The following is a 19,862-nucleotide window of genomic DNA, read 5'->3' as shown; positions in this document are numbered from 1 at the left end:
GTCGGTTTCGTTCGGGACGTTCCTGTAGAGCCGAGCCCATGCTCGGCCCGGTCGGCGTTACACCTGCAGCAGCTTGCGCGCAGCGGCGCGCGCTTCCTTGCTCACTTCCACGCCGCCGAGCATGCGCGCCAGCTCTTCCTCGCGTGCCTTGCTGTCCAGTTTTTCCACTGCGCTCTGGGTCATGCCTTCCACTGGCGCCTTGCTGACCCGGTAATGCGCGTGGCCCTTGGAGGCGACCTGTGGCAGGTGGGTCACGCACAGCACCTGGCGCTTCTCGCCGAGGGCGCGCAGCTTCTGGCCGACAATGTCGGCCACGGCGCCGCCGATGCCGGAGTCGACCTCGTCGAACACCATGGTCGGCACCGCATCCAGGTCTAGCGCGGCCACTTCGATGGCCAGCGAAATGCGCGACAGTTCACCGCCTGAGGCCACCTTGCGCAGTGCGCGCGGCGGCTGGCCGGCATTGGCCGCGACCAGGAACTCCACGCGCTCGGCACCCTGCGGATCGGGCTTGCCGGCATCCTGCGGCTCCAGCTCGATCAGGAACTGGCCACCGCCCATGCCGAGCTCGGCGATGATGCCGGTGGTGGTGGCCGACAGTTCGGCAGCAGCGCTGCGACGGCTGGCGGTCAGCACTTCAGCCTGCACACGCCAGGCGGCGGCGGCCTTGTCGATCTCGCCGGCCAGGCGCTGCAGGCGTTCGTCGGCGCCGCGCAGCTGCTCCACTTCGGCGTGCATGCGCTCGCGCTGCGCGCCCAGCTCGTCCATCGGCACGCGGTGCTTGCGGGCCAGGTCGTGCAGGCGGCCGAGACGGCGCTCGTTCTCTTCGAACTGCTCCGGGTCGGCATCGAGGTCATCGTGCACCCGGTCCAGCAGCGACAGGGCTTCGTGCAGCTGGATCGAGGCGTTCTCGATCAGGCCGTCCACCTCGCCCAAGCGCGGGTCGTGTTCGACCAGGCGCGACAGCTCGTGGCGCACCTGCTGCAGCAGGTCCAGCGCGGAGCTGCCGTCATCGCCGTTGATCTGGTTGCTGGCGGCCTGGCAGGCGCTCAGCAGGGCGCTGGCGTGGGCCTGGCGGCGATGGCTGGCACCGAGCGCCACGATCGACTCCGGCTCCAGGTCTTCGCGGTCCAGTTCGCGCAGCTGATGTTCCAGGAAGCCGATCCGGTCACTCACGTCGCCCTGTTGCGACAGCGCCAGCGATTCATCGACCAGTGCCTGCCATGCGGCCGCGGCGCGGCGCACCTGGCGGCGCTCGTTCTCGTTGCCGGCATAGGCATCCAGCAGGGCCAGCTGCGACGGGCGCGCCAGCAGGGCCTGCTGTTCGTGCTGGCCGTGGATCTCCACCAGCAACGAGGCCAGGTCGCCCAGCTGGGCCAAGGTCACCGGGCGGCCATTGATCCACGCCCGCGAACCGCCGTCTGCACGGATCACGCGGCGCAGCTGGCATTGTTCTTCGTCGTCCAGCTCGTTGTCGGCCAGCCACTGGCGCGCGGCCTGCAGCTGGTCCAGCGTGAACTCGGCCGAAAGCTCGGCGCGCGCGGCGCCGTGGCGGACCACGCCGCTGTCGGCGCGCAGGCCGGACAGGAAGCCCAGCGCGTCGACCATCAGCGACTTGCCGGCGCCGGTCTCGCCTGAAACCACGGTCATGCCTGGCCCGAACTCCAGTTCGGTGGCGCGGACGACGGCAAAATCCTTGATCGAAAGATGTCTGAGCATGGGTAAGGGGGTATCAGCAGCCGCGCAACGCTAGCACGTGGGCGAGGGAGGTCCAATGACTTGCCAAGGTGATGCACCGCCATTATCTAGTGTCCGTGTCTCACAGGTTGATTCCATGCACGGTTCTCCCGACCAGCTTGCCCCGCGTGCGCGCCATCTGCTGCGCACGCTGATCGCGCGTTACATCCAGGACGGTGAGCCGGTCGGCTCGCAGACGTTGGCGCGCGTGGCCGGCCTGGAGGTCAGCCCGGCCACCATCCGCAACATCCTCGGCGACCTGGAGGACCTGGGGCTGCTGGCCTCGCCGCACACCTCGGCCGGGCGCGTCCCGACCGCACACGGCTACCGTGTGTTCGTCGACAGCCTGCTGCAGATGCAGCCGCCGGGCGAGGGCGAGCTGGCCCGGTTGCGTCAGGAACTGGCTGGCGGCGGCAGCACCCAGGCCCTGCTCGGCAGCGCCTCGGAGCTGCTGTCGGCCATGAGCCACTTCGTCGGCGTGGTCAGCGCGCCGCGGCGCGAGCAGTTCGCCTTCCGCCAGATCGATTTCGTGGCGCTGGACGGGCGCCGCGTACTGGCGATCCTGGTGTTCGCCGACAACGAGGTGCAGAACCGGGTCATCGAGACCCGGCAGGAGTTCGCGCCAGGCCAGCTGGAGCAGGTCGCCAACTACCTCAATGCCCATTTCGCCGGCCTGCCGATGGCCGAGATCCGCACCCGCCTGCTGCTGGAACTGCGCGACGCCCGCTCCGAGCTGGAACAGCTGCTGGCGCACAGCATCGAGCTGGCCGAGCAGGCCCTGCAGCCAGCGGCCGACGACATGCTGGTGGCCGGCCAGACCCGCCTGATGGGGGTGCAGGACCTGTCCGACCTGGAGCGCCTGCGTGAACTGTTCGAGCTGTTCTCCAGCAAGCGCGAGATCCTGCAGCTGCTGGAGCGGACCATCCAGGCGCCGGGCGTGCGCATCTTCATCGGCGAGGAGACCGGGATGATGCCGCTGCAGGGCGTCTCGCTGGTCACCGCCCCGTACACCGCCAACGGCCAGGTGCTGGGCGTGCTGGGCGTGATCGGCCCCAAGCGGATGGCCTACGACCGCATGATCCCGCTGGTGCAGGCCACCGCCGATGTGCTCGGCGCGGCCTTTTCACCCGCCGGGCGCACTCCCGGAACATCCGACGCTTGAAACGCAGCATCCCGCCCACACTAGGGTGGGTGGAGGCGGAGAGTGACCGCCAGGGACCCAGACATGAACCACGAACAGCCAGATATCGAATCCCAGCAGAGTGCCGCTGATGCGGCTGCCGCCGCCGGCGTCAACGACGAAGTGGAGCGCCTGCGCGCCGAAGTCGAGCAGATCAAGGCCGATGCGCTGCGTGAGCGCGCCGACCTGGAGAACCAGCGCAAGCGCGTGGCCCGTGACATCGAGCAGGCCCGCAAGTTCGCCAACGAGAAGCTGCTCGGCGAGCTGCTGCCGGTGTTCGACAGCCTGGATGCCGGCCTGAAGGCCGCCGGCGACGACCCGCACCCGCTGCGCGAAGGCCTGGAGCTGACCTACAAGCAGCTGCTGAAGGTTGCCGCCGACAACGGTCTGGTCCTGCTGGACCCGACTGGCCAGCCGTTCAACCCGGAACACCACCAGGCCATCAGCCAGGTGCCGGCCCCGGGCGCGGCCCCCGGCAGCGTGGTGACCGTGTTCCAGAAGGGCTACCTGCTCAACGAGCGCCTGCTGCGGCCGGCGCTGGTGGTGGTGGCCGCCGAGTGATTGACTGGGCCGGGTGATGCCCGGCCCCGATCGTGCCAGGCCATGCCTGGCAAGGTTTTCCAGGCGCTGAACACAGCGTTCGGGAGATGGCTTGAATGTTCCACGAGCCTCCCCCACATCGTATTCATCCACCGGCCGAACGGCCGGACTGACCCCAACAAGCATCCTCAGGAGTCTCCCCCATGGGCAAGATCATTGGTATCGACCTCGGCACCACCAACTCGTGCGTGGCGATCATGGACGGCGGCAAGGCCCGCGTCATCGAGAATTCGGAAGGCGATCGCACCACCCCGTCGATCGTCGCCTACACCAAGGACGGCGAAGTCCTGGTCGGCGCCTCGGCCAAGCGCCAGGCCGTGACCAACCCGAAGAACACCTTCTACGCGGTGAAGCGCCTGATCGGCCGCAAGTTCACCGACGCCGAAGTGCAGAAGGACATCGCGCACGTCCCCTACAGCATCCTCGCCCATGACAATGGCGATGCCTGGGTGGCCACCAGCGACGGCAAGAAGATGGCGCCGCAGGAAATCTCGGCCAAGGTGCTGGAAAAGATGAAGAAGACCGCCGAGGACTTCCTCGGTGAGAAGGTCACCGAAGCGGTCATCACCGTGCCGGCCTACTTCAACGACAGCCAGCGCCAGGCGACCAAGGACGCCGGCCGCATCGCCGGCCTGGACGTCAAGCGCATCATCAACGAGCCGACCGCGGCCGCGCTGGCCTATGGCCTGGACAAGGGCGACAACAAGGATCGCAAGATCGTGGTGTACGACCTGGGCGGTGGCACCTTCGACGTCTCGGTGATCGAGATCGCCAACGTCGACGGCGAAAAGCAGTTCGAAGTGCTGGCCACCAACGGCGACACCTTCCTGGGCGGCGAAGACTTCGACAACCGCGTCATCGAGTATCTGGTTGAAGAGTTCAACAAGGACCAGGGCATCGACCTGCGCAAGGATCCGCTGGCCCTGCAGCGCCTGAAGGACGCTGCCGAGCGCGCCAAGATCGAGCTGTCCAGCGCCCAGCAGACCGAAGTGAACCTGCCGTACGTCACCGCTGACGCGTCGGGTCCGAAGCACCTGAACATCAAGCTGACCCGCGCCAAGCTGGAAGCGCTGGTGGATGACCTGATCAAGAAGTCGATCGAGCCGTGCCGCGTCGCCCTGAACGATGCCGGCCTGCGTTCGAGCGACATCAGCGAAGTGATCCTGGTCGGCGGCCAGACCCGCATGCCGAAGGTGCAGCAGGCGGTGACCGAGTTCTTCGGCAAGGAACCGCGCAAGGACGTCAACCCCGACGAGGCCGTGGCACTGGGTGCGGCGATCCAGGGCGGCGTGCTGGGTGGCGACGTCAAGGACGTGCTGCTGCTGGACGTGACCCCGCTGTCGCTGGGCATCGAAACCATGGGTGGCGTGTTCACCAAGATCATCGAGAAGAACACCACCATCCCGACCAAGGCCTCGCAGGTGTTCTCCACCGCCGAGGACAACCAGTCGGCCGTGACCGTGCACGTGCTGCAGGGTGAGCGCGAACAGGCCCGCTTCAACAAGTCGCTGGCCAAGTTCGACCTGTCCGGCATCGAGCCGGCGCCGCGTGGCCTGCCGCAGGTGGAAGTGTCCTTCGACATCGACGCCAACGGCATCCTGCACGTGTCGGCCAAGGACAAGAAGACCAACAAGGAACAGAAGGTCGAGATCAAGGCCGGTTCGGGTCTGTCCGAGGAAGAGATCGCACGCATGGTCGCCGACGCGGAAGCCAACCGCGAAGAAGACAAGAAGTTCCAGGAACTGGTGCAGGCCCGCAACCAGGCCGACGCCCTGATCCACGGCACCCGCAGCGCGATCACCGAGCACGGCAGCAAGGTCGGTGGCGAAGTGATCGGCAAGGTCGAGGCGGCCCTGGCCGATCTGGAAACCGCGATGAAGGGTGACGACAAGGCACAGATCGAAGCCAAGTCGAAGGCGCTGGAAGAAGCTGGCCAGTCGCTGTTCGCTGCCGCTTCGGCCGACCAGGGCGGTGCTGCCCCGGGTGCCGACGCCGGCAACGCAGGCAAGGCGCAGGATGACGTGGTCGACGCCGAGTTCACCGAAGTCAAGGACGACAAGAAGTCCTGATCCGGACCGACACGGGACGCTGGCCATCAGCGTCCCGTTGTCGCATCAGGGTCCTGACCGCCCACCGGCGTGTCGGGGCGCCCGACGCAAGAGCGGACCTGGTTCCGCTCTTCCGCTTTGACGAATCCCGACTTTCCGGAACCCGATTCACGATATGAGCAAGCGCGATTACTACGAAGTGCTGGGCGTTGCCCGCACCGCCACCGACGACGAGCTGAAGAAGGCTTACCGCCGCTGCGCGATGAAGTTCCACCCGGACCGCAATCCGGGCGATACGGCGGCCGAAGCCTCCTTCAAGGAGTGCAAGGAAGCCTACGAAGTACTGTCCGACAGCAACAAGCGCCGCATGTATGACAGCCACGGCCACGCCGCGTTCGAGCACGGCATGGGCGGCGGTGGTCCGGGCGGCCCGGACATGAACGATATCTTCGGCGATATCTTCGGCAACATCTTTGGTGGCGGCGGTGGTCCGCGTCAGGCCCGTCGCGGCGCCGACATCGGCTACGTGATGGAGCTGGACCTGGAAGAAGCCGTGCGCGGCGTCGAGCGCCGCATCGAGATTCCGACCCTGGCCGAGTGCGGCGACTGCGATGGCAGTGGCTCCGAAGACGGCAAGGTCGAGACCTGCAACGTCTGCCATGGCCGTGGCCAGGTGCGCATCCAGCGCGGCATCTTCGCCATGCAGCAGGCCTGCCACAACTGCGGCGGCCGTGGCCAGATCATCGCCAAGCCCTGCAAGACCTGCCATGGCAACGGCCGTGTCGAGGAAGACAAGGTGCTGTCGGTGAAGGTGCCGGCCGGCGTCGACACCGGCGATCGCATCCGCCTGCAGGGCGAGGGCGAAGCCGGTCCGGCCGGTACGCCGCCGGGTGATCTGTACGTGGAAGTGCGCGTGCGCGAGCATGCGATCTTCCAGCGCGATGGCGACGACCTGCACTGCGAAGTGCCGATCCGCATCTCGCAGGCCGCACTGGGCGACACCGTGCGCGTGGCCACGCTGGGCGGCGAGGCGGAGATCCGCATCCCGGCCGAGACCCAGACCGGCAAGCTGTTCCGCCTGCGTGGCAAGGGCGTACGTTCGGTGCGCAGCCGCAGCGAGGGCGACCTGTACTGCCGTGTGGTGGTGGAGACCCCGGTCAACCTCACCAACGAGCAGCGCAAGCTGCTGGAGCAGTTCGAAGCCACCTTCGTCGGTGAGGAAGCGCGCAAGCATTCGCCGAAGTCGGCCACCTTCATCGATGGCGTGAAGGGCTTCTGGGACCGCATGACGTCCTGAGTTCTCAACGCAAGCGTTGAACGCTAGCGCCGGGCCATGCCCGGCGTTTTCGTATGCGGTCAGCGGAAAAACGCCGCGGGTGTCTGCCCCAGCTGCCGCTTGAACATGCTGGTGAACGCGCTCGGGCTGTCGTAACCCATCGCCAGCGCGACATCGATGACCTTGTCACCGACCGCCAGCCGTTCCAGTGCGGCCAGCAGCCGCGCCTGTTGTCGCCACTGCCCGAAGGTCATGCCCAGTTCGCTGGCGAAATGGCGCTGGATGGTTTTCACGTCCACCTGCAGCGCCTGCGCCCAATCCTGCAACGTGGCGTCGTCGCCGGGATGCTTCTGGATGTGCTGGCAGATCCGCTGCAGGCGCGGGTCGGTGGGGGAGGGCAGGTGCAGCGGCAGCACGTCCATGCGGTGCAACTCGTCCAGCAGCAGGCGCACCAGGCGGCCGTCGCGGCTGTCGTCCACATGCGCGGTCTCGATCAGGCTGGCGGCCAGCAGCAGCTCGCGCAGCAGCGGTGCTACCTGTACTGCGAACGCCTCGTCCGGCAGCTGCGGCGCGAAGTCCGGCTCCACGTACAGGCTGCGCATGTGTACTTCGGCGATGCAGTCCACCGCATGGGCCATGCCGGCCGGGACCCAGATCGCGCGGGTCGAGGGCACCACCCAGCGGCCGCCGTCCGCACGCACCACCATCAATCCGGACATGGCGAACACCAGCTGGTGACGGCGGTGCCGGTGGGGCGCGATGTGGGTGCCGGGCTTGTAGTGGCGGGCGCGGCAGGTCACTGGGCGGTGCACCGGAACCTCGTTCCACGGCGCAGTCTCGCGGACCGGGCAGGGGGTGTCCTTTTTGCGATATGCCATGACCCGAACGCGGCAGAAGGGAGGGGGAGGTCACCGTAGCATGCGTGGCTCGCCCCCAACCTGACTGTGTCCATGTCAACCCTGGCTTCTCCTGCAACGACCTCACGCCCGGTGGCCCCCGGCGTGCTGGCCGCCATTTCCACCTCGCATGTCGTCAACGACATGATGCAGTCGCTGATCCTGGCCATCTATCCGGTGATCAAGGGCGGCTTCAACCTGAGCTTCACCCAGATCGGCCTGATCACGCTGACCTACCAGCTCACCGCCTCGATCTTCCAGCCCTTGATCGGCATGGCCACCGACCGCCGCCCGGCGCCGTACTCGCTGCCGATCGGCATGGCCTCGACCCTGTGCGGCATGCTGCTGCTGGGCTTCGCACCGAACTACGCGGTGGTGCTGATGGCGGCGGCGATGGTCGGCATTGGTTCGGCCATCTTCCATCCGGAAGCCTCGCGCATCGCGCGGCTGGCCTCGGGCGGTCGCCATGGTTTTGCACAGTCGGTGTTCCAGGTCGGCGGCAACTTCGGTACCGCGCTGGGCCCGCTGATTGCCGCGGCGGTGATCGTGCCGTACGGCCAGCATGCCGCATCGTGGTTTGCCGGCGCCGCCCTGATCGGCATCGCGTTGCTGACCTATGTGGGCCGCTGGTATGCGCTGCACCTGGGCACACCGCGTCCGGCCAGTACCGCGTCGATGGCCCCGCGGCATCCGTCGCGCACCGTGGCCAAGGTGCTGGCGATCCTGCTGGTGCTGATCTTCAGCAAATACTTCTACATGGCCAGCATCGGCAGCTACTTCACCTTCTACCTGATCCACCACTTCGGCATTCCGGTGGCACAGGCGCAGCTGCATCTGTTCGCGTTCCTGGTGGCATCCGCCGCCGGTGGCTTCCTCGGCGGCCCGCTGGGTGATCGCATCGGCCGCAAGCCGATCATCTGGACCTCGATCTTCGGCGTGGCCCCGTTCGCGTTGATGCTGCCGCATGCGGATCTGTTCTGGACCACGGTACTGGCCGTGCTGATCGGTTTCGTGTTGTCGTCAGCGTTCTCGGCGATCGTGGTGTATGCGCAGGAGATGATGCCGCACCGCATCGGCATGGTGTCCGGCCTGTTCTTCGGCTTCGCGTTTGGCATGGGCGGACTGGGTGCTGCCGTGCTCGGCCTGCTGGCGGACAAGACCAGCATTGAGTACGTCTACCAGCTGACCGCGTTCCTGCCGCTACTCGGCATCGTGGCGGCGTGGCTGCCGCCGTCGCGGCCTGCTGCTCACTGAGAGGTTTTGGTTTGCAGGGCTTGCAGCCCTGCACCCGCCGAAGCAACGTCAACGTCAACAGCAGAAGCTGGCTATCCGTGGGTTGGCGGGGTGGGTCCGGTTGAGGGGGACGCTGCAAGTACGTCCATGTAAGCTCGGTCGCCGCATCCATGCGGCTCACGCCCCCTCAACCGGACCCACCCCGCCTTCGACAGTTGGCCGTGATCTGTTGGAGCAGCACTCTGCTCTGGTGGGTGTCGACCTTGGTCGACACATCTGTCAGATATCGAATGAATTCATCCACGCATGGCATGGATCTACCGTGTCGACCAAGGTCGACACCCACCAACAGCCGCAGTTACCAACAGCCGCATGAACCTGTCGAAGGCGGGGCGGTGTGGGTGGGCAGGACCGTTGGCGCCATGGATGGCGCCATCGAGCCCCCATGGATGGGTTTACGGCGTGTCCTGACCACCCACACCGCCCCGCCAACTCACGGAATGCCGCTCTGGCTTTTGCCGTTGCCGTTGCCGTTGCCGTTGCATAGAGCAGGTGCAGGGCTGCAAGCCCTGCCGAAAACCCCCTTGGGCGTAGAATGCGGCCATGAGCGAATCCCTTGATAACCACCTGGTCCACGGCCGCCGCCAGCGGCCCGACGGCCCGTCGCCGATCGATGTCATCTCGGTCCAGTCGCAACTTGTCTACGGCCATGCCGGCAACAGTGCCGCCGTACCGCCGATGCGCGCGCTCGGCGTGCGCGTAGCCGAAATTCCGACCGTGCTGCTCAGCAACGCGCCGTTCTACGACACCACCCGCGGTCGCGTGCTGCCCGCCGACTGGTTCGCCGATCTGTTGCAGGGCACCCACGAGCGTGGCCTGCCGCAGCGGGCGAGGATGCTCGTCTCCGGCTACTTTGGCAGCACGGCCAATGGTGCCGCCTTCGCCGATTGGCTGGACGACATCCTGCCGGCCTGCCCGCAGCTGCGTTACTGCCTGGATCCGGTGATTGGTGATACTCACACCGGCCCCTACGTGGAACCGGGCCTGGAAGCGATCTTCGCCGAGCGGTTGTTGCCGCATGCCTGGCTGGTGACCCCGAACGCCTTTGAACTGAATCGCCTGACCGGCATGCCGGCGCTCGCCGAGGCCGATGCCATCACCGCCGCACGCACGCTGCTGGATCGTGGCCCGCACTGGGTGATCGCGCACAGCGTAGGCGGCACCCCGGGTGAACTGGTGACCCTGGCCGTTGGCCGCGAGGAGACCTGGCGCTGGACCTCGCCGCTGCTGCCGGTGGACGTGGCCGGTACCGGCGATGTGCTGATGTCGCTGGTGGTGTCGTTCCTGCTGCGCGGCGAATCGATGCAGCAGGCGATCTCGCGTGCGATTGCCGGCACCCACGCGGCGCTGGAGGCGACCCTGGACAACGGCTTCGAAGAGTTCGACGTGATTGCTGCAGCGCCTGCCGCGCTGGCCGAAGGGTCGCGCTTCCGCGCCGAACGCGTGGCATGAGCGGCCTGCTCGAACGTACGCCGCGCACGGTCGGCATCATTGGCAGTGCCGGCGCCTACGGGCGCTGGCTGACCCGCTTCTTCCAGCAGCACATGCAGCTGAAGGTGATCGGCCACGATCCGGCCGATCCGGACTCGCATACGCCGGAAGAGCTGCTGGCGCAGGCCGACGTGCTGGTGTTCTCGGCGCCGATCCGGCACACGCCCGCGTTGATCGCCGAGTACGTGCGGCAGTCCGCAGGGCGTGAACGCGACCGACTGTGGCTGGACGTGACCTCGGTGAAGGAAGCGCCGGTCCAGGCGATGTTGGCCTCTCAAGCCGAAGTGGTCGGCCTGCACCCGATGACCGCTCCGCCCAAGGCGCCGACCCTGAAGGGCCGGGTGATGGTGGTCTGCGAAGCGCGGCTGCAGCACTGGCAGCCGTGGGCCGATACGCTGTGCACGGCGTTGCAGGCTGAGTGCGTGCGCGCCACGCCGCAGCACCACGACCAGATGATGGCGCTGGTACAGGCGATGGTGCATGCCACTCACCTGGCCCAGGCCGGCGTGCTGCGCCAGTACCAGCCGCAGCTGGGCGATCTGGCCGCGATGATGCCGTATCGGTCGGCATCGTTCGAGCTGGATACGGCGATCATCTCGCGCATCCTGTCGCTCAACCCGGCGATCTACGAAGACATCCAGTTCGGCAACCCGTACGTAGCGCCGATGCTGGGGCGGCTGGTCGGCCAGCTGCAGTCCCTGCAGGCGCAGGTCGGGCAGGGTGACGACGGTGCACGTGCTGCATTCCGGGAGCAGCTGCTGTCGGCCAATCGCACTGCCTTCGGCGAGCAGGCGCTGGCGGACGGCAATTACACATTCGAACGCGTGGGCTATCTGCTGGCTGACCTGACCGAGCGCAATGCGTTGTCAGTGCACCTGCCGGAAGACCGGCCGGGGTCGTTGCGTGAACTGCTGAACGTGTTCGAGCAGCACCGCATCAGCCTGGCGTCGATCCATTCTTCGCGAACGCCTGGCGGCGAAGTGCATTTCCGTATCGGATTCGTGGCCGGCAGCGATCCGGCGGCGATCACCCGGGCGGCGGCCGAGGTGGACGCCAGCGGCATCGGACGGGTGCTGGGCTGAATTCATCCACAGGCGATGTGGATGGTTTCTGAGCAAAGGTGTGGATAACCTCGCGCAGCCCTTGGCAGCCAAGGCTGTCAAGATGCTTGGTGAAAAATTGACCATGCTTTTTTGTAGCGTCGAGCCATGCTCGACCGCCTTTGGCAAAAAGCATGTCGACCAAGGTCGACACCCACCAGAGCGGGGCGGAATGAAATCCGGTAGCGCCGGGCCATGCCCGGCGAACCTCAGATCGTCAACCTCAACTCGCCGCCACTGGTGGTGAACTCGCGGCCATCGCGCACCAGCGGCCGCCCATCATCCAGCTCGTAGCGCGGCGTGGCTTCGGAATGGTGCCCGCTGCCATTCGCCTCGGGCTTGAACTCGATGATGATGTGACTTTCGCCGTTGCTGTCGACGGCGGGGAACTGACGGAACGACATCGTGCACCTCCTTCAGCGGATGCTGCAGTTGCGCGGCCAGCTTGGCCGCGCCGATGTTAGCCGGACGTCATCAATCGATGAACTGCAGGCGTGCCAGTTCAGCGTACAGTCCGTCTTCGGCCAGCAGCTGTGCGTGCGTGCCCTCGGCGACGATGCGGCCCTGGTCCATCACCACGATGCGGTCGGCCTTGAGCACGGTGGCCAGGCGGTGGGCGATGACCAGCGTGGTGCGACCCGCCATCAACCGTTCCAATGCCTGCTGCACGCTGTGTTCGCTCTGTGCATCCAGCGCGCTGGTGGCTTCATCCAGCAGCAGGATCGGCGCATCCTTCAGCAGCGCACGGGCAATCGCCACACGCTGCTGCTGCCCACCGGACAGGCGGGCACCGCGCTCACCCAGCTCGCTGTCATAGCCCTGCGGCAACGCGCGCAGGAAACCGTCGGCCTCGGCCGCTCGTGCGGCATCCTCGACCTCGGCGTCGCTGGCCTGCAGGCGGCCATAGCGGATGTTGTCGCGGGCACTGGCAGCGAACAGCGTAGGCTGCTGTGGCACCAGCGCCAGCTGCGCACGCAGCTCGGCCGGGTCGACCTGGCGCACGTCGATGCCGTCCACGTCGATGCGGCCGCTGGCCGGGTCATGGAAGCGCAGCAGCATCGAAAGCACCGTGCTCTTGCCCGCACCTGACGGACCCACCAGCGCTACGGTCTCGCCGGGGCGCACATGCAGGTTGAAGTGGTCCAGTGCGGCCTGGTCCGGTCGCTGCGGGTAGTGGAACACCACGTCGTCGAACTGGATTTCGCCACGCAGCGGCTGCGGCAGTGCGTGCGGCTGTGCCGGTGCGCGGATCTCGATGTCTTCCTGCAGCAGTTCGCCGATGCGGCCCATGCCGCCGGCCGCGCGCTGCAGCTCGTTCCATACTTCGGCCAGGGCGCCCACCGAGCCGCCGCCGATCAAGGCATACAGCACGAACTGACCCAGCGTGCCGGCGCTGAGGCGGCCGTCGATGACGTCGTGCGCGCCCAGCCACAGCACACCGACGATGGCGCCGAACACCAGCAGGATGGCGCTGGCGGTGACCAGCGACTGTGCACCGATGCGGCGGCGGGCGGCGCCGATGGCGTCACCGAGCGCCTTGTCGAAGCGACCGCGTTCGTATGGTTCGCGTGCATGTGCCTGCACCGTGCGCACCGCGCCCAGCGTCTCGCTGGCCAGGCTGTTGGCATCGGCGATGCGGTCCTGGCTGTTGCGTGCGACGGTGCGCAGCTTGCGTGCGCCGATGATGATCGGCAGCACCGCCAGCGGAATGCCGAGCAGCGACCATGCGGCCAGCCGCGGGCTGGTGACGAACAGCATCGCCAGGCTGCCGATGACAGTGACCGTGCTGCGCAATGCTACGGACATGGTCGAGCCGACCACGCTGCGCAGCAGTTCGGTGTCCGCGGTCAGGCGCGAGACCAGTTCGCCGCTGCGGCTGCGGTCGTGGAAGCCGGCGCCCAGCTGGATCAGGTGGGCATACAGCTGGCTGCGCAGGTCGGCCACGACTTTTTCGCCGAGCAGCGACACGAAGTAGAAACGCGCGGCCGTGCCCAACGCCATCACGACCGCCACCAGCATCAGCAGGGCGAAGGCGCGGTTGATCTGGCCGCCACTGCTGAAACCATGATCGATCATCTGCTTCACCGCCGGCGGCAGGCTCAGCGTGGCGGCCGAAGACACCGCCAGGGCCAGCAGCCAGGCGGTGAACAGCCCGCTATGGCGGCGCACGAATGGCCACAGCGTGCGCAGGCTGCCGAGGCGCCGCAGCGGCGGGGTCGAAGCGGGGGCGTCGTCCTTGTCAGTCATCCTGGTCGTCGTCTTCTATGCGAATACGGTCACGGGTGGCGTCGCGCAGGCGGATTTTCAATGCGTCGACCTGATCGGCAGGCAATTCGATCCGCAGGCACACGCCATGGGCATCGAACTGTTCATCGCGCTTTTCGGCACCGAAGGCGGGCAGGGTGGCGTGCAGGGTACCCAGATCCTCGAAGCCGGCCAGCAGCTGCAGCCGGGCCATCACTAGCAGCGGCAGGCGCGGCGCGGTACGCAGGCACTCGGCGGCGGCGCCACCGTAGGCGCGTACAAGGCCACCGGCGCCGAGCTTGATACCGCCGAACCAGCGGGTCACCACCACCATCACCCGGTCGAAACCCTGGCCGTCGATCGCCGCCAGGATCGGACGTCCAGCCGTGCCGGCCGGCTCGCCATCGTCGCTGGAGCGATAGTCCTGCCCGTGCCGGTAGGCCCAGCAGTTGTGGGTGGCATCGGCCACCGCGACCTGCTGCAGGAACGCCATGGCCGCTGCGGCGCCTTCGATCGGCGCGGCATGGGCGATGAAACGGCTGTGTTTGACTTCCAGCGTGTGGCTGACCGGCTGGGCGAGAGTATCGAGCATTCCCGCCATTCTACGGGGTTGCCAGGTATTCCCGTCCGCTTCAGTCGTCCAGCAGTGGGCGCAGGTCGCGTGGCAGGCGCGCTTCCGGGTACTGCTGCATGTAACGCTCCAGGCTGGCACGGGCCAGATCGCGCTGGCCGTCGTCGCGTCGTGTACGGATTTTCTGCAGCCACTGCCGACGCGGCAGTCGTGCGTCGGCGTCCACCTCGGCCTGCACGGCGTCCGCGCTCAGGCCCGCATCGGTGCTGCGGCGCATGATGCCTGGTGCGGAACGGCTGGGAGCCTCACGCTTCATCGAGGTGATTTCTACCCGGTCCAGCGCCTGCGCCCGCTCGACTTCGGCGGCATTCGCTGCCGGTGCTGCGGCCGTGCGTGCTTTCAGCGCCCCGGACGCTACCGGCGCGAATGCCGGTGCCGGTGCCGGTGCCGGTGCCGAGTAGGCGGCGGGTGCCGGTGGCGCAGGCGGCGCTGCTGCCGGCGCTGCGGCCGGAGCGGGCGGAAGGGCCGCAAAGGAGGTATCGGCGGCGGCATCTGCAGCCATCGATCGTGCAGCCTGGGCCGGCGCTTCAGCGGACTCGGCCGGCGCAGGCTTGCGCGTGCGCGCGATGACCGGTGCCGGGGCAGCGGCAACAGGGCCTGCCTCGGGCGCTGCGGGCGCTGCGGCCGGTTCCGCAGCCGCCACCGCGCTGTCGGCCGCACTGCTGTCAGCGGCCTGATCGGCAGCCGCAACGTCTTCTGCAGCAGCCGGTGCCGCAGCAACAGCGGCCTCACCGGCCGGAACCGGCGGCGGTTCCGGACGCAGCTGCCAGGCGATGCCAATGGCGAACACCATCGAGGCGGCGATGCCGAACACCGCCGGCCAACGCGGGCGTGTGCGCTGCGTGGGCGGCGCCTCGGGAGAGGCGACCGCATCGGCAGCCGGAGCGTCCACGGCAGCGCGGGCCGCGGCCAGGATGGCGGCGTCCAGTGCGGCGGGCGGTGCCTGATCGGCGCGACGGCCGAGCAGGCGGGACAGCTCGCGTTCTTCCGGCGTCAGCGGTTCGTCTCGGTTCATGCGTTCAATCCCGCACGCAGCTTGTCCATCGCATAGCGCAGCCGCGATTTCACGGTTTCCCGGCCTACGCCGGTGATCTGGCCGATCTCCTCCAGGCTCAGTTCCTGATCCAGCCGCAGCTGCAGCACTTCGCGCTGCTCCGGCGGCAGTTGTTCCATCGCCAGCTGGATGCGGCGACGTTGTTCGAATTCGGAAAGCTCACCTTCCGGGGTCTGCCCATCCTCGATCGCGGCCAGGCGCAGATCGGCGTCGGCCGGCGCGGCGGGGCGATGACGGGCGGCACGCCAATGGTCATTCAGGCGGTTGTGCGCAATGCGGAACAACCAGGTGCTGAACGCCGCCTCGGGCTGCCAGCCGGCGCGGGCGCTGATCACCCGCTGCCAGACGTCCTGGAAGATCTCCTCGGCCAGCGCGTTGTCGCGCAGTTGCCGCAGCAGGAAGCCGAACAGGCGCTTGCGATGGCGCGCATACAGGCTTTCGAATGCGCGCAGGTCGCCACCGGCCCAGGCCAGCATCAAGGCTTCATCGGTTGGCAGTGCGCTGGCTTCCACGGCGTACAGGGTAAGGCCTGCAGGCGATGGCGCATAGCCGGTGGCGGGGGCGGGCAGGGCGAGGGTCATGGCTCGGAAGGGGCTACGGACAGCAGGAAAAACGTACGGGCGCACGATTCGGGGTTTACGGGCTTCCATTGCCCCCCGGGTGGCGCGCTATGCTCGGCGGCTCAGGGGAGGCGACGCACCGACGGCGCCAAGAGATTGTCATTTGTCCACGCATGCTGAACCGGCGGAAGAGCCACCACACGAGGCCGTGCTGAGCACGGCGCTGGTGCGCGCGTTGCATGCGCTTTTGCCGGAAACGGCCGTGGTCCGCGTCGGCTGGGACGACCCGCAGCTCGGTCGTGGCCAGGGGGGCTGGCCGACAGCGGCTGCCGGAGGTGATGCGGCGGCACCCGGCGCGGGCGATGGCCAGCACGGCTGGGAACATGATGGTGCGCGCCTGCTGTTGTCGGTCGAAGGCGCAGTGCCTTCGCCGGCATGGTGGGGCGTTGCCCGGCAGGCGATGGAGCTGGCGCTGCAGCGCGGCCGCCAGGCCGGCCAGATCAAGGCACTGGAAGAGGCCGAGCGGTTGCAGCAGGCCCTGTTCCAGATTGCAGACCTGGCCGGTGCCGACCTTGAAATGCCCGAGATGCTGCGCCACGTGCATGGTGTGCTGGGCACGCTGATGTATGCCGAGAACTGCTACATCGTCGAATACGACGATGTGCGCGACCAGATCCGGTTCCTGTACTTCGCCGATCAGGTCGATGACTTCGTCGCCGACCCCACGCAGAGCCATGACGCCAGCGAGATGCCGCGCAGCCTGACCGTGGCGCTGCTGCGCCATGGCAAACCGCTCAGTGGTCCCTCGCGCAAACTGCTGGCGCAGGTGATGGAACAGGAGCACGACCCGCAGCGTGGGCCGGAAAGCCTGGACTGGCTGGGCGTGCCGATGCTGCGCGATGGCCGTGTATGCGGTGCCATCGTGGTTCAGAGCTATGAACAGGCGGCCCGCTATGGCGAGGCCGAGCGCGCATTGCTGGGTTTCGTTGCGCAGCATGTGCAGACCGCGATGGACCGGCGCCAGGCGCAGGTGCGGCTGGAGCAGCAGGTAGAGCGGCGTACCCAGGAACTGCAGCGCGCCAACCACAGCCTGCAGGACGAAGTAACCGAGCGGCGTCGCGCCGAACAGCTGCAGACCGCGCTCTACAACATTGCCGAGATGGCGATGTCGGCCGACAGCCTGGCCCAGTTCTACGGACAGGTGCATGGCGTGGTTGGGCGCCTGCTCGACGCACGCAATTTCTACATCGCCCTGGTCAACCCGGCCGGCAACGGCCTGGATTTCGTGTATTCGGTGGACGAGCACAATGCCAGTCGCGCGCCACGGCCCTTCAGCCGGGGCCTGACCGAATACGTGGTGCGCAACCGGCGCCCGCTGCTGGCCTCGCGCGCGCAGATCGATGCACTGCTGGCCAGTGGCGAGGTGCGTGAATCCGGTGCGCGTTCGCACTGCTGGCTGGGCGTACCACTGCTGCGCGACGACGAAGTGGTCGGCGCGATCGTGGTGCAGAGCTACAGCGAGAACAGCATTTTCAGCGTGCATGACCAGCGCCTGCTGACCTTCGTTGCGCAGAACATCGGTACCGGCCTGGCCCGTCAGCGCGACCAGCAACGGCTGCGCTCGGCGCATGCCGAACTGGAAAAGCGCGTGGAAGAACGTACCCGCGAGCTGGCCGAGGTCAACGAGAAGTTGCTCGGGCAGATTGGTGAACGCCTGCGGGCCGAGCAACGCCTGACCCACCAGGCCATGCACGATGCGCTGACCGGCCTGCCCAACCGCCTGCATTTGCTTGATCGCCTGCAGGATTCGCTGGCGCTGGCCAAGCGTGATGGTGGGCCGGTGTTCGCTGTGCTGTTCCTCGACCTGGACCGCTTCAAGCTGGTCAACGACAGTATCGGCCACGCTGCTGGTGACCGCATGCTGGTGGAAGTGGCCAAGCGCATCGTATCGATGGCTGGCGCCGAGGACGTCGTGGCGCGGCTGGGCGGTGATGAATTCGCGGTGCTGCTGCAATGCCCGCAGGGCCTGGCACAGGCGCTGGACTTTGGCCAGCGCCTGCTGCTGGCACTGCAGGAATCGATGTGGATCGCCGGGCGCGAACTGTTCCCGTCCGGCAGCCTGGGCATCGCCCTGTGGAACCCGCGCTACCGCACCGGCGAAGAGCTGCTGCGCGACGCCGACGCGGCCATGTACCGGGCCAAGGCGCAGGGTCATGACCGCTGCGCGATCTTCGACGAAGACATGCGCGAGCAGGCCATGCGCAGCCTCGACCTGGAGGCCGACCTGCGTCGTGCGATCAACAACCGCGATTTCGTGCCGTTCTACCAGCCGATCGTGCGCCTGTCCGATGGCGAGGTGGTGGGCCACGAGGCGCTGCTGCGCTGGCAGCATGAGCGCCGCGGCCTGCTGCTGCCGGGCGCGTTCCTGGAGCTGGGTGAAGAGAGCGGCCTGATCGAACAGGTCGACTGGCTGATCTACGAGCAGGTCATCGCGGGGTTGGCGCAGGGGGGCGAAGGCTACGTCTCGGTGAACGTCTCACCCCGGCATTTCCGCTCCGCCGAATTCAGTGACCGCCTGTTCGGCCTGCTCGACAGCTGCGGTGCCGATCCGCGCCGGCTGCGCCTGGAGATCACCGAGGTGGCGCTGCTGGACGATGGCCCGCACACGCTGCGCATCCTGCAGGGGCTGCGCGAGCGCGGCATCCAGGTGCAGCTGGACGATTTCGGTACCGGCTTCTCCGCGCTGTCCTACCTGCACCGTTTCCCGATCAGTACGCTGAAGATCGACCAGAGCTTCATCGCCGGCCTGCATGGACCGGAAGTGCAGAGCACGCGCGCGCTGGTCGAAGGCGTACTGTCGCTGGCGCGCACGCTGGGCATCGAGACCATCGGTGAAGGCATCGAGACCGAGGCGCAGCGGCAGACCCTGCGCGAACTGGGCTGCGATTACGGCCAAGGCTATCTGCTGGGGCGGCCCGCCCCGTGGTCGCACGCGGCGACCTGAGCCACCGCGTGCGGCTGCATCAACGCAGGGCGGCGCGACGCTTCTCGTCGATCCACTTCGAGGCCTGGGCCGGCTGGTAGTTCTTCATCCACTCCAGCATCGCTTCGATGTCCGAGCCGTACCACAGGTCCTGGCGCTGGTCCGGGTGCAGGAAGCGCTCTTCCACCATGCGATCGATCATGCCGATCAGCGGGGCGTAGAAGCCTTCCACATCGAGGAACGCGCACGGCTTGTTGCCGATGCCCAGCTGGCGCCAGGTCAGCATCTCGAAGATCTCTTCCATGGTGCCGAAGCCGCCGGGCAGGGTGACGAAGCCATCGGCGAGGTCGAACATGCGCGACTTGCGCTCATGCATCGAACCGACGATCTCCAGTTCGGTCAGGCCGCGGTGGGCCACTTCCCAGTCGGCCAGCTGACGCGGGATCACGCCGGTCACTTCGCCGCCAGCGGCAAGCACGGCATTGGCCACGGTTCCCATCAGGCCGACGTTGCCGCCGCCATACACCAGGCGCAGGCCGTCGCGGGCGATGCGGTCGCCCAGTGCAATGGCGCGTTCGGTATAGGCCGGCTTGCTGCCAGCGTTGGAACCACAGTACACACAGATCGATTTCATGGATCTTCCTGTCTCTTGGCCGGAAACGAAAACGCCCCGTCGCCGACCGCAGGGCGGTCAGGGACGGGGTGCCCAAGGATTATGAGGCCTTGAGAGGCCTTCTGTAGAGCCGAGCCGCGCTCGGCTGCTCTTCAT

The 19,862-nt window shown here is 67.3% G+C and carries 16 protein-coding genes; 8 read left to right on the top strand and 8 right to left on the bottom strand.

The window, feature by feature from the left end; translation table 11 throughout:
- Positions 1-57: 57 nt before the first annotated feature.
- Complete coding sequence (recN, locus tag RI032_RS00630; protein WP_322547698.1) at positions 58-1,719, bottom strand: DNA repair protein RecN; 1,662 nt, start codon at positions 1,717-1,719, stop codon at positions 58-60.
- Between the two features lie 115 nt (positions 1,720-1,834).
- Between recN and hrcA the strand changes: the two genes are divergently transcribed.
- The 4 genes from hrcA to dnaJ all read left to right on the top strand — a co-directional run bounded on the left by hrcA (position 1,835) and on the right by dnaJ (position 6,862).
- Entirely contained in the window at positions 1,835-2,899 is a 1,065-nt protein-coding gene (gene hrcA / locus RI032_RS00625; RefSeq protein ID WP_010484463.1) for a heat-inducible transcriptional repressor HrcA, read from the top strand.
- Positions 2,900-2,962: 63 nt separating this feature from the next.
- Complete coding sequence (gene grpE / locus RI032_RS00620) at positions 2,963-3,478, top strand: nucleotide exchange factor GrpE (protein WP_322547697.1); 516 nt, start codon at positions 2,963-2,965, stop codon at positions 3,476-3,478.
- Positions 3,479-3,660: 182 nt separating this feature from the next.
- Positions 3,661-5,586, top strand: a complete 1,926-nt coding sequence (gene dnaK, locus RI032_RS00615; protein ID WP_010484469.1) for a molecular chaperone DnaK — start codon at positions 3,661-3,663, stop codon at positions 5,584-5,586.
- Positions 5,587-5,740: 154 nt separating this feature from the next.
- Positions 5,741-6,862, top strand: coding sequence for a molecular chaperone DnaJ (dnaJ, locus tag RI032_RS00610; RefSeq protein ID WP_312250762.1), 1,122 nt, complete (start codon positions 5,741-5,743; stop codon positions 6,860-6,862).
- Between the two features lie 59 nt (positions 6,863-6,921).
- Here dnaJ and RI032_RS00605 read toward each other — a convergent pair whose 3' ends face one another.
- Positions 6,922-7,719, bottom strand: coding sequence for an AraC family transcriptional regulator (locus RI032_RS00605; protein ID WP_043399327.1), 798 nt, complete (start codon positions 7,717-7,719; stop codon positions 6,922-6,924).
- A gap of 72 nt (positions 7,720-7,791) precedes the next feature.
- On the opposite strand from RI032_RS00605, the gene RI032_RS00600 reads away from it, so the two are divergent.
- From RI032_RS00600 to RI032_RS00590, 3 genes are all read left to right on the top strand, one after another.
- Positions 7,792-8,991 carry an MFS transporter gene (locus RI032_RS00600; protein WP_057503775.1) on the top strand — a complete coding sequence of 400 codons (1,200 nt, stop codon included), beginning with the start codon at positions 7,792-7,794 and terminating at the stop codon, positions 8,989-8,991.
- Between the two features lie 582 nt (positions 8,992-9,573).
- A complete protein-coding gene (gene pdxY / locus RI032_RS00595; protein ID WP_312250943.1) occupies positions 9,574-10,482 on the top strand; it encodes a pyridoxal kinase in 909 nt (302 codons plus the stop codon).
- Positions 10,479-11,603: a prephenate dehydrogenase gene (locus RI032_RS00590; RefSeq protein ID WP_257472415.1), complete on the top strand. Its 1,125-nt coding sequence runs from the start codon at positions 10,479-10,481 to the stop codon at positions 11,601-11,603. Before pdxY ends, RI032_RS00590 begins: the two co-directional genes overlap by 4 nt.
- Positions 11,604-11,830: 227 nt before the next feature.
- Here the strand turns inward: RI032_RS00590 and RI032_RS00585 are convergent, their stop codons facing one another.
- From RI032_RS00585 to RI032_RS00565, 5 genes are all read right to left on the bottom strand, one after another.
- Complete coding sequence (locus tag RI032_RS00585; protein ID WP_005409247.1) at positions 11,831-12,025, bottom strand: hypothetical protein; 195 nt, start codon at positions 12,023-12,025, stop codon at positions 11,831-11,833.
- Positions 12,026-12,095: 70 nt separating this feature from the next.
- The gene (locus tag RI032_RS00580; RefSeq protein WP_322547696.1) at positions 12,096-13,868 is read right to left on the bottom strand and encodes an ABC transporter transmembrane domain-containing protein; all 1,773 of its coding nucleotides are present in this window, start codon (positions 13,866-13,868) and stop codon (positions 12,096-12,098) included.
- Positions 13,861-14,457 carry an IMPACT family protein gene (locus RI032_RS00575; RefSeq protein WP_126561084.1) on the bottom strand — a complete coding sequence of 199 codons (597 nt, stop codon included), beginning with the start codon at positions 14,455-14,457 and terminating at the stop codon, positions 13,861-13,863. The genes RI032_RS00580 and RI032_RS00575 overlap by 8 nt, the downstream gene beginning before the upstream one ends.
- A 40-nt stretch (positions 14,458-14,497) precedes the next feature.
- Positions 14,498-15,511, bottom strand: a complete 1,014-nt coding sequence (locus tag RI032_RS00570) for a hypothetical protein (RefSeq protein ID WP_322547695.1) — start codon at positions 15,509-15,511, stop codon at positions 14,498-14,500.
- A complete protein-coding gene (locus tag RI032_RS00565; RefSeq protein ID WP_229301621.1) occupies positions 15,508-16,026 on the bottom strand; it encodes an RNA polymerase sigma factor in 519 nt (172 codons plus the stop codon). The genes RI032_RS00570 and RI032_RS00565 overlap by 4 nt, the downstream gene beginning before the upstream one ends.
- A 247-nt stretch (positions 16,027-16,273) precedes the next feature.
- On the opposite strand from RI032_RS00565, the gene RI032_RS00560 reads away from it, so the two are divergent.
- A complete protein-coding gene (locus RI032_RS00560) occupies positions 16,274-19,114 on the top strand; it encodes an EAL domain-containing protein (RefSeq protein ID WP_019338811.1) in 2,841 nt (946 codons plus the stop codon).
- Between the two features lie 19 nt (positions 19,115-19,133).
- Here the strand turns inward: RI032_RS00560 and RI032_RS00555 are convergent, their stop codons facing one another.
- A complete protein-coding gene (locus RI032_RS00555; protein ID WP_010484495.1) occupies positions 19,134-19,727 on the bottom strand; it encodes an LOG family protein in 594 nt (197 codons plus the stop codon).
- Positions 19,728-19,862 lie beyond the last annotated feature (135 nt).

The sequence above is a fragment of the Stenotrophomonas geniculata genome, assembly GCF_034508895.1.
Lineage (GTDB): Bacteria > Pseudomonadota > Gammaproteobacteria > Xanthomonadales > Xanthomonadaceae > Stenotrophomonas > Stenotrophomonas geniculata.
Note: the sequence above shows the minus strand (reverse complement) of the source record. Positions and strands in the feature narration are given on the sequence as shown.